Source organism: Coxiella-like endosymbiont (genome assembly GCF_002871095.1).
Classification (GTDB): domain Bacteria; phylum Pseudomonadota; class Gammaproteobacteria; order Coxiellales; family Coxiellaceae; genus Coxiella.
Genome location: NZ_NSHJ01000101.1, coordinates 1 through 11,147, shown reverse-complemented (window position 1 = coordinate 11,147; position 11,147 = coordinate 1). Strand labels below are relative to the sequence as shown.

Here is an 11,147-nt window from a genome sequence, read left to right as displayed (position 1 = left end):
AAAGTTGTATAAGAGACAGATTTACAGTAAAGTAAAGTATTACTTTAAAGTAAAATGTTACTATAATAAGTAATACCTTAGTATTGTTGGATACTTGTTGTTCCCTTATTCTGGCGACGCCGGGCAATAACAGCTTTAGCTAATTTACTAAATGCTATTTCTGTGTCTTCCCAGGAAATACAAGCATCAGTGATGCTTTGTCCATACTTTAGTAGTCTACCAAATTTTAGAGGTTGTTTACCTTGAATTAAATTGCTTTCAATCATAACGCCAAAAATTGAGAAGCTTCCTTGATGGATCTGGCCGCAAATTGAATCTATAACTTGCATTTGTTTTCTATGATCTTTTCCGCTATTACCATGGCTGCAATCGACCATTATTGAAGGGAATAAATGGGCTGACTTTAATCTTTTGATAGTTTCTGCAATTGTTATTGGGTCATAGTTAGTACCTTGAATGGAACCACGCAAAATAACGTGACTGTCTTGATTACCTGTAGTGCTAATAATAGCAGCGATGCCCTGTTCGGAGACACCTAAGAAATGATGGGAGTGATGCGCAGCAAGGACAGCGTCAATAGCTACTTGTATGCTTCCTGTTGTTCCATTTTTGAAGCCAATCGGCATTGAGAGTCCTGAAGCGAGTTCTCGATGAATTTGACTTTCGGTGGTACGAGCTCCGATGGCTGACCAGGTCGTTAAGTCGGAGATGTATTGAGGAATAATGGTATCTAAAAATTCACTACCGGTAGGTACTCCTAACTGATTGATATCTAAAAGTAAACGTCGGGCGATTCGTAAACCTTGATTAATTTGAAAACTGTTATCTAACTGGGGATCATTTATTAAACCTTTCCATCCAATAATAGTGCGAGGCTTTTCAAAATAAACTCGCATAATAATAAATAATTCACTTAAGTATTTGGGAATACGATCTTTAATTCGAGAAGCGTATTCCAGAGCAGCTTTAAAATCATGTATAGAACAAGGACCGACAACAACTAACAAGCGATCATCTTCTCCATGGATAATGCTTTTAGTAGCTGCGCGTGCTTGGTTTATCTTACTGGCAATTCTGTCTGTTAAAGGTAACTCCTCCATAAGAAGAGCGGGAAGCATCAAGGGCCGTATAGTTTTTATTCTTAAATTGTCTGTTTTTTGCATAATACCGACCTTATAGTCTGCGTTTCAATTAATTATGGTGAATTTAAAAACATAAACACAGATACTTAACGCTTTTAAGCGCTAAACCAAAAAGAATAGAAAACGAAATCAACTCTGTATTTTACAATCATAATATTTTTACTATTTTTTTCTAAATTAAGCATTCTTTGATTGATTATATAGTAGTAAAATTACTTAACCAAAATTTATTCAATTTTTGTATTTATGTTTGATTATAACTATTTTTGATTTAAAATGATGCTTGAATTTTATTTATTCAGGAGTAAAAATAAAAATAAAAACTTTTAGAAAGTTTTTTATTAGGTTTTTAACAATTACTTTATTAGCTGGTTATACACTTCATCAGCTAGCCGTGGATATTCATCTAAACGCTTAAAGAAATTACCGATATGTTTTTGGTAATTTTATTTTCTATACAGTAAATTGTATCGTGTGGTAACCATGATGCATGATAGGTACTTTTATGAACGCAGTAGTAAAATATGTACAATTTATAGCTAAATTCCAAGTAATGGTCTTATTCTTCATTGTAGCAGGAGATAATATCTAATTAGAACTGTTGTTTTATTATGGTCATGATAATAATATGGCAGTTTAAGCAAACAAAATAAAAATAGTAGATGCTAAAACTAAATAGTTTTAAGATTTTATTGATTTTTTAGTCACTAAGATGCATTTAGAATAAGTAGGTTGTAAAGAGCTTATTTTGACTCAAAATCTCTATATCTCTTACTCGCTTCATTTACAAATTAAATAATGGGGATACATCAATTTACGTACGTTAAAAAAAATTGTGATTTGGGGTTCTTTCCACGGAGAGGAAACTTTATGGAAGGATCGCAGTTTCTAGAATTAATCAATAGTTTCATATGCTACATTCTAGGTTTTTACTTATTGCGATCACTGTCATGCTAGTTTAACATATTAACTATGTTGCTATTATTAGCTATTGCAAAATAAATGCTAATCTTTTAGAGAGATTTTAGTAGCTTTCTTGATCATTAGTGATAGTGGTTTATAAATAATATGCTCTTAGTTTAATTGCAAAAGCTGTGTACCTTCATCTACTAAGTCACCGATTTTGCAAAGTAGGGCTTCTATCACTCCATCTTTAGGGGCAGTGAGAGTATGCTCCATTTTCATGGCTTCTAAAATAAGAAGGCGATTGCCTTTTTTTACTGATTGATGAGGTTTAACAAAAATTTCAATAATAGTGCCTGGTATTGGAGCAATCAATTGACTATCAGAAATTACTTCGTTAGTAATTGAAGCTTTAGGGTCTTGCTTTGAAAGTACAAAATAGTTCGCTTTATAAAAAATATGCCAATCTTCTGCACAAAGAATGGCAGCTGCTTCTAAAACTTTATTGTTGTAAATAATTTTAAACTGATGACGATTTTGCTTTTGTCCAGTAATCAAAAATGAACGTTGCATAAAAATTAATTGATCACCATTGGGCTTTTCCATAGCTTTAATTTCGAAACTATTTTCTTTATACCAAAATTGTAAGATTTTTTCAGGCGGTGAAAATAAACGCCAATTGTCATGAATAAACCATGGAGAGTACGGATCTACTGATTGAGACACTAATTTTTGTATTATCATTTTTTGTTGCTGCAACTCGGCAAAACAAGCAATTAATAAAACCTCGTCAGGTAATAATTCTTTTTGAAGAATTCTAGAGATTTCAGTTTCAACTAATGTTGTATGAATTTTAGCCTCTTTAAAGACTTGAGTGCTACAAATTTGGTGTAGAAAGGATATGTTTGTATTGATTCCAATAATAAAAATTTTTTCTAAAGTATTTTGTAATAATTGTAAAGCAGTTGCTCGATCTTTTTCATGAACAATTAATTTGGCGATCAGGGGGGAGTAATAGGGAGTAATAATATCATTTTGAGTGACTCCTGTATCAAAGCGTATTCCTTTGTCTTCGGGAGGTAAATCAAAGTAAATTAGTTTTCCTATAGAAGGAGAAAAATTATTTTTACAATTTTCAGCATAAATCCGGGCTTCAAAAGCATGTCCTGTGACTTTGATTTGTTCTTGAGAGAAAGGAAGAGGTTCTCCGCTAGCGATTCTGAATTGCCATTCTACTAAATCTAATCCAGTTATCATTTCTGTTACCGGATGCTCAACCTGTAAACGAGTATTCATTTCCATAAAGTAAAAATTTTCTGACTGATCTACCAGAAATTCCACTGTTCCAGCACCTTTATAATTAACATTTTTTCCAGCTTTTATAGCAGTTTCTCCCATTTTTTGTCGGGTAGTGTTTTTTAGATGCGGGGCAATCGCTTCCTCAATAATTTTTTGGTAGCGACGTTGAATAGAACAATCTCGATCAAATAAGTAAATGCCATCGCCTTTCTGGTCTAGAAAGATTTGTACTTCAACATGCCGCGCCGGTTTTATATATTTTTCCAGAAACACAGTATGATCATCGAAACTTGATTTTGCTTCTCGTTGGACGGATCGCAGTGCGTTTTCTAAGTCATTATTATTCGTGACCAAACGGATTCCTTTTCCCCCGCTGCCAGCGGCTGCTTTAATTAAAAGAGGGAATCCTATTCTTATAGCTTGCTCTTGTAATATGTTTAAATCTTTGAAAGCACCTTGATAACCTGGTATTACGGGAACACCAACTTTTTCCATTAATTCCTTGGCTTTACCTTTGTTTCCCATAACACTAATAGCCTGAGGGGGGGGGCCAATAAAAATCATTTTTTTTTGTTGGCATAAACTGGCGAATTTTGCATCCTCAGCTAGAAATCCATAACCTGGATGAATAGCTTGTACTTTTGCTTCCAACGCAACATCGATAATTTTTTCACGATTTAAATAACTTTTTGCAGGAGGAGGCGAACCAATAAAAAAAGATTCATCAGCTAATTTGACATGACGCGATTCTTGATCAATCGAAGAATACACTGCAACAGTTTTAATGCCATATTTTTTAGCTGTTTTAATGATTCGACAAGCAATTTCACCGCGATTCGCAATTAATAATTTTTGAAACATAGAAATACTAAACTCCTTAATGAACGATTAGAGTTTATTTTTTAAAAATACTTTAATTCTATCTTGAGCTTCTTTGGAGGAACAAACGGTAGCTAATACTGCTGCAGTTTGCGAAACAACAGTTTGGTTAATTGGATATAAATTGTTAAGCAATTGTTTAACCTGAGATAAAGCTTGCGGACCATTTTCAGTAATTAATTTAGCTAGATTTTTTCCAGTTGTTAGTAATTCATTTTGATTAATAATGTGGTGGAGAAGTCCTAATTTTTGGGCTTCTACAGCATTGAAAAATTCTGCCGTTAAAAAATAACGACAAGTAGCTCTATATCCAATAGCACGAATGATATAAGGTGCAATAGTTGCAGGGGTTAGTCCTAATTTAACTTCAGGAAAGCAAAATTTAGCTTCAGTAGAAGCAATTACAAAGTCGCAGCAAGCAATTAAACCAATACCTCCACCAATAATATTTCCTTGAACTAAAGCGATATTAGGTTTTGATAATTGATTAATCAATTGTAAAAGGTTCGCAAAAGTGAGTACATCAGATTCATTTTTTTCACGAGTAAATTCTGCCATACCTTTCATCCAATTTAAATCCATACCCGAACAAAAATGACTTCCTTCCGCATTAATAATAATGACTTGACACCTGTCTTCCTCATTTGCTTGTTGTAAAGCTTGTTTTAATTCAGCAATAAATTTCTCATTAAGCGCATTATGTTTTTCAGGACGGTTAAAAGTAATTAAACTTATATTATCTTCATAATGTTGTCGGATATAAGTAAATTCATTCATGATTGTCGTTCCTATCTTCCATTGTAATCTTACATTCTAAAAATTTTACATTCTAAAAATTCCAAAACGGGTTCTCCGAATAGGTGCGTTTAGGCTTGCAGAAATGCAAAGACCTAATATTCGACGAGTCTCAATCGGGTTAATCACACCATCGTCCCATAGCCGAGCACTGGAATAATAAGGGTTAGCTTGTGCTTCATAATTATTTCGGATACTGGCTTTAAATTGAGATTCTTCTTTTCCATCCCATATTTTACTGTGCCGTTTCATTTGATCACGCTTCAGTTCTGCCAAGACGTTTGCAGCTTGTTCTCCGCCCATAACTCCAATACGTGCATTAGGCCACATAAATAAAAATCGTGGATCGCAACTACGACCACACATGGCATAATTTCCTGCGCCGTAACTATTTCCAATAATAACAGTAAATTTTGGAACTTCTGTACATGCGACAGCATGAACCATTTTGGCACCATGTTTAGAAATTCCTGTATTTTCATATTTTTTACCAACCATAAAACCGGTAATATTTTGTAAAAAAACCAAAGGAATTTTGCGTTGACTACATAATTCAATAAAATGGACGCCTTTAAGTGCAGATTCTGAAAAAAGAATACCATTATTAGCAATAATTCCTATAGGATAGCCATAAATATGTGCAAAGCCACAAACTAAGGTAGTTCCGTACAATGCTTTAAATTCTTCAAATGAAGACGCATCAAACAATCGAGCAATAATTTCGTGAATATCGTAAGGTTTCCGAGGATCCCTATTAATGATTCCTAAAAGTTCTTCAATAGGGTAATCAGGTTCTTGAGGGGTTCGGATATAAAGTCGGATATTTTTTTTACGGTTCAGATGATTTATAAGACTTCGAGTTAATTTAAGTGCTTGCCAATCATTTTCAGCTAAATAGTCGGCTACACCAGAAAGTTGACAATGAATCTTGGCGCCTCCTAATTCTTCGGTAGTAACTACTTCGCCTATTGCTGCTTTTACAAGAGGGGGACCACCCATAAAAATAGTTGCTTGATTTTTGACCATAATTACTTGGTCTGCCATTGTAGGGACATAAGCTCCTCCTGCAGTACAGGATCCCATAACGACAGAAATTTGTGGAATATTTTTGGCAGATAAACGTGCTTGATTATAAAAAATACGACCAAAATGATTCCGATCAGGAAACACTTCATCTTGTTTTGGTAAATAAGCTCCCCCAGAATCGACGAGATAGATACAAGGGAGGTTATTTTGTTCTGCAATAGTTTGAGCACGTAAATGTTTTTTTACACTAATCGGGTAATAAGCGCCACCTTTAACAGTAGCATCATTAGCTATGATTACGCATTCTTGTCCCGTAATTTGGCCAATTCCACTGATGATTCCTCCTGCAGGTACGGTGTCATTGTAAAGTTGATAACCAGCGAGAGTAGAGAATTCTAGGAAAGGTGAACCTGGATCTAATAAATGATCGATACGTTCTCGTACCAATAATTTTCCTTGTTCCCGTTGACGGTTGCGAGCTTTTTCTGGGCCTCCTTGCTGAATTTCAAACAGCACTCTTTCTAGTTTTTGAATCTGTGCTTCCATAGCTTTTTTGTTATTCTTAAATTCGTCACTGTTAATTTTTATTTTCGAAATAATTTTTGCCATAGGTGATCTTTTTTTAATATGTCATACTGTGACCCCCTTCACTCTCTCCCAAAAACGGAGGAGGATATGTAGAGAGGAGAGTTAGATAAGTTTTAAACAGTTTTACTTACAATTGCAATTATTATTACTTTCTCACTGTCCGATACATAAGGAGGTGATGCTGTTGTGTAAATTATTTTTTACAATATTTATTATATTTTATAATATATTTAAGATTTAAATAACTATCATACATGTGCTAGAAGCGTTGATAGAATCTGCCTAGGGAGAGGATTATAAACCTCAGTAGAAATTAACTTTTTTATTAGATAAATTAATTTCTTTTATAGATTTCAGTGTAAGAACAGTAATGGTTTTATTGATTTTTCAAATCAATGAATTTTTTCTTTTCAAGTAATTTTTCCTAAATATTTTTGTAGATAGTGTCATTTGGTGCTATTGTAAACTAGGTAGGCTTTTTAGGGGATGACCAAAATCATCAATAATTTTTATCGTTGATTAGATATTTACTTTTTTGTTTTTTAACAGCTATCAAAAATCCTAAAATCTACCAAGAATCTTATAACTAGGTTATTATAATGGGTTTTATTCTAAATTCACACATCTTATCTTGTTAACAATGGTTTCAGGTAATATTTGCTAGAAGCTTTATTTTTTATAGCACCTTGTTAATCTGATACCTTTTTGCCTAATAAAAAATAGTACATTACAACTTATAATGACTCCATCAGCGTTTTGGGGTTCAAAGTCTAGGGTGTGCAACTATCGCTTTGATTGCTAGAGTACCTAATTCATTTGAAGGCTTTTTTGAAATATCTAGTATAATAATCAATGATGATAATTATTGATGTACGCCTGGGTATTAGAACAATGATGGGATCTTTATCAGTGTTCACTTTCTTGAAAAAGTTCACGGCCAATTATAATTCGTCTAATTTCTGATGTACCCGCACCAATTTCATATAATTTAGCATCACGCAAAAATCGTTCTACTGGAAATTCCGTAATATATCCGTTACCACCTAAACATTGAATAGCTTTTAAAGCTACTTGGGTAGCATTTTCAGCAGCAAACATTAATACACTCGCGGCATCTTTAGGGTAAATTTTACCACGATGATCGGTTGATTGAGCTACCGCATATACGTAAGATCGACTGGCGTTTAATACGGTATACATCTCAGCTATTTTAGCTTGAATCAATTGAAATTCACCTATAGATTTTTTAAATTGTTTGCGTTTATGAATATAAGGTAAAACACAATCCATACAGGCTTGCATTATTCCTAAAGGTCCACCGGCTAGAACAAGTCGTTCGTAATCAAGCCCACTCATCAATATTGGAACACCTCGATTTATTTCACCTAATAGATTTTTTTTAGGGACTTTACAATTATTAAAAACTAATTTACAGGTATTTGATCCACGCATCCCTAATTTATCAAGCTTTTGAGTAGTGTGATAACCTTTGAATTTTTTTTCAATTAAAAAGGCACTTATACCGCGTGACCCGATACTAGTGGAATCAGTTTTGGCATACACAATTAGCACGTCCGCTTCAAAGCCATTTGTAATCCACATTTTAGTGCCATTTAAAATAAATCCATCTGCTTCTTCTTTGGCTGAGAGACGCATACTAATGATATCGGAGCCTGATTCGCTTTCACTCATAGCCAATGCACCAACATACTCTCCGCTAATTAACTTTGGTAAATAACGTTGTTTTTGTTCTTCCGTACCAAAACGGCTTAGTTGATTAATACATAAATTAGAATGAGCACCGTAACTTAATCCAACAGAACCCGAAGTACGACTAATTTCTTCCATAGCAACTACATGGGCAAGATAACCCATATGAGCGCCTCCATATTTTTTATCCACAGTAATTCCAAAAACACCTAATTTACCTAACTTGGGCCAAAGATCGCGTGGAAATTGATTCGTCATATCTATTTCCCTTGCTCGAGGAGCAATTTCTTGTTCAGAAAACTGTTTTATTGTTTCGCGTAGTATTTGAACGCTATCATCGAGCTGGAAAATATGTTTATCAAACATATTATGATTACCTATTAGTAGTGGAGCTTAGTTACCTTCGTAAGGAGAGTAGATTATTCTTTTTTTTAAATAAATACCTAAATTACTTACTGGGAAGTTTTTGATAAGTTTTCGTTATTTTAATTATTTAATACGAAAGATAACATGATCAAGTTTTTAAAAGATACCAGATGAATCTTAGGTAGATTTATTGTTTTATGGATTACCCAGTTATGCTTGCTTTTAATACACGATGATTGGGAGTGAAAAATTTTAGATTCTCCTGAGACAGGATTGCGAGTTTTAATTTTTTGAAATCTATCAAACGAAATTTATAAAATCGGATACATCAACATCAATGTAGTGATGTGCTGATTCTCATTATGTATGAGAATGACCTCTTAAATATATCCGAGCATAATTATATAATATCCTGAGCATGACGATGAGATTTTGGAGATTTTGTAAGACTTACTAATTCAACTCTACCGTTTATGAAGATCAAATTTAAGAAGAAGGTGAGCAGACCCTGGAAAATATTTTTAAGGTTTGGAATCATTATATAGGATGTTTTGTAAATGATTATTCTTAAAGCCGAATAAAAGATCATTATGAAATTTCTTATTTAACTCTTTTTTTCGAAGATTTTTAATTTGAGTTAGCGTCGTTGTGTACTGATACTGATTTCTTGTTTTGTAATAAATAAATTTTATAAGCAGTCATGATTAGAAAATTTTCTTAGAGTTAGTGAGGATTACTCTAAAAATAAGAGTATTTCCAGTTTTAAAAATAAGAAAGTGGAAGTTTCTCCTTTTTTTCGGTGCAGTTATAGTGTTTTTACAGGAAAGAGATTATAGAATTAAAGTGCAGGCAATGCTTTATAAACTGCAGCAAAGAAGTAACCTAATGTTGCAGATATGGATCAAGAGTTGCTTTATGATTTATAAATATTTGCGTCCTTTATTGTTTCAGTTAGAAGCTGAACAAGCACATTATTTGACTTTAAGAGCTTTAAAATTATTTTTTCGTCCTTGGATGATTAAACGATATCTAAAGCATTTTCCACAAAAACCTACCTCAGCGTTTGGTTTGCACTTTCCAAATCCAGTTGGACTTGCAGCAGGCTTAGATAAAAATGGTGATTACATAGATCCGTTACTTGGACTTGGTTTTGGTTTTATGGAAATAGGTGCGGTGACTCCAAAATCTCAATTTGGTAATCTAAAGCCACGTTTATTTCGTTTATCAAAAGCACAAGCCTTAATTAATTGTTTGGGCTTCAATAATGCGGGTGTTGATTATTTTGTGGAACAATTTAAAAAGCGAAAAATAAAGGGTATTATTGGAGTAAATATCGGTAAAAATTTAACAACTTCTTTAGAAAATGCTTATGAGGACTATCGATATTGTTTTGAAAAAACCTATCCTTACGTAGATTACGTGACAATAAATATCTCTTCTCCTAATACCCCTGGCTTACGAAACTTGCAATCTGAACAATATCTTTCAAAATTACTCAGTCAGCTTAAAAAAGAACAGCGTGATTTGGAGGAGCGTTATCAACGACATGTGCCATTACTTTTGAAAATTTCACCGGATTTAACACTGAAAGAATTGAAAATGATTGCATTTTTATCTTTGGAACATCGTCTAGAAGGATTGATTGCTACTAATACAACTAATAGTCGTCAAGGAGTGGAAAGCTTGATTTACGCAAATAAAAAGGGTGGGCTAAGCGGTAAGCCACTATTTCCTAAAACCCTTAACATAATTAAAAAACTTCATATATTGGTGCAGGATTCTATTCCGATTGTTGGAGTGGGAGGTATTTTTTTTCCTGAAGACGCCAAAGCCTTTTTAAAGGCGGGAGCTTCTTTAGTACAAATTTATACAGGCTTAATTTATCAAGGTCCTAAAATTGTTCAATCAATTGTTAGTTCGTTAATCGAATAGTAAAAGATTAGAATCTGTAAAATTATTATACAAAGAGTAGTTAATCATAATACTGAAATATTGAGTTTTACATGTTGTCAGATTCTGAATATCAATGAACTTTCCAATAAATTCTAGTTGGAAATAGCAAAGATTTATGCCTTACCATTATTGGATAAGTGTAAAAATAGCTTAGTAAAATTTTTATCAGAGAGAGGTAAGTGATCATTCTTTAATTTTGCTAAAATTTCAAAATTAATATTACTCCCTAGATTAAATTAATATTACTCTCTATAAGGTTTTTTAATCTTTTAACTGGTATTATTTTATGTTGGATAGGGTAATTATTTTAAATATAATAAACCTCTTATTAAGAAAAGAGGGACTTATAATTTTATTTTTAATTTTTAACGTAGTTCAGAAAAATTTTTCTTAATGTTTTTAGTAATACAACTTAAATTAGTCAATTTAAAAATTTTTAATGAAAAATATTTTAATATTCATGATTAATAAGCTCTTATAATATAT

At 32.9% G+C, this 11,147-nt stretch carries 6 protein-coding genes; 1 reads left to right on the top strand and 5 read right to left on the bottom strand.

Annotated elements, in window-relative coordinates; translation table 11 throughout:
- Nucleotides 1–77 precede the first annotated feature (77 nt).
- From CLERM_RS02090 to CLERM_RS02070, 5 genes are all read right to left on the bottom strand, one after another.
- Entirely contained in the window at nucleotides 78–1,163 is a 1,086-nt protein-coding gene (locus tag CLERM_RS02090; RefSeq protein WP_102156948.1) for a 3-deoxy-7-phosphoheptulonate synthase, read from the bottom strand.
- Between the two features lie 1,053 nt (nucleotides 1,164–2,216).
- A complete protein-coding gene (locus CLERM_RS02085) occupies nucleotides 2,217–4,205 on the bottom strand; it encodes an acetyl/propionyl/methylcrotonyl-CoA carboxylase subunit alpha (protein WP_102156947.1) in 1,989 nt (662 codons plus the stop codon).
- A gap of 27 nt (nucleotides 4,206–4,232) precedes the next feature.
- Nucleotides 4,233–5,000, bottom strand: a complete 768-nt coding sequence (locus CLERM_RS02080; RefSeq protein WP_102156946.1) for an enoyl-CoA hydratase-related protein — start codon at nucleotides 4,998–5,000, stop codon at nucleotides 4,233–4,235.
- Nucleotides 5,001–5,045: 45 nt separating this feature from the next.
- Nucleotides 5,046–6,653: a carboxyl transferase domain-containing protein gene (locus tag CLERM_RS02075; RefSeq protein WP_102156945.1), complete on the bottom strand. Its 1,608-nt coding sequence runs from the start codon at nucleotides 6,651–6,653 to the stop codon at nucleotides 5,046–5,048.
- An 885-nt stretch (nucleotides 6,654–7,538) separates the two neighbouring features.
- Nucleotides 7,539–8,708 carry an isovaleryl-CoA dehydrogenase gene (locus CLERM_RS02070; protein ID WP_102156944.1) on the bottom strand — a complete coding sequence of 390 codons (1,170 nt, stop codon included), beginning with the start codon at nucleotides 8,706–8,708 and terminating at the stop codon, nucleotides 7,539–7,541.
- Between the two features lie 915 nt (nucleotides 8,709–9,623).
- Between CLERM_RS02070 and CLERM_RS02065 the strand changes: the two genes are divergently transcribed.
- Nucleotides 9,624–10,640 (top strand): quinone-dependent dihydroorotate dehydrogenase, encoded by a 1,017-nt coding sequence (locus tag CLERM_RS02065; RefSeq protein ID WP_102156943.1) that lies wholly within the window; start codon nucleotides 9,624–9,626, stop codon nucleotides 10,638–10,640.
- The last annotated feature ends 507 nt before the right edge of the window (nucleotides 10,641–11,147 follow it).

Coding starts and splice junctions, on each gene's coding strand:
- CLERM_RS02070 (WP_102156944.1), bottom strand. CDS start 8,708: ATGTTTGATAAACATATTTTCCAGCTCGATGATAGCGTTCAAATACTA.
- CLERM_RS02075 (WP_102156945.1), bottom strand. CDS start 6,653: ATGGCAAAAATTATTTCGAAAATAAAAATTAACAGTGACGAATTTAAG.
- CLERM_RS02080 (WP_102156946.1), bottom strand. CDS start 5,000: ATGAATGAATTTACTTATATCCGACAACATTATGAAGATAATATAAGT.
- CLERM_RS02090 (WP_102156948.1), bottom strand. CDS start 1,163: ATGCAAAAAACAGACAATTTAAGAATAAAAACTATACGGCCCTTGATG.
- CLERM_RS02065 (WP_102156943.1), top strand. CDS start 9,624: ATGATTTATAAATATTTGCGTCCTTTATTGTTTCAGTTAGAAGCTGAA.
- CLERM_RS02085 (WP_102156947.1), bottom strand. CDS start 4,205: ATGTTTCAAAAATTATTAATTGCGAATCGCGGTGAAATTGCTTGTCGA.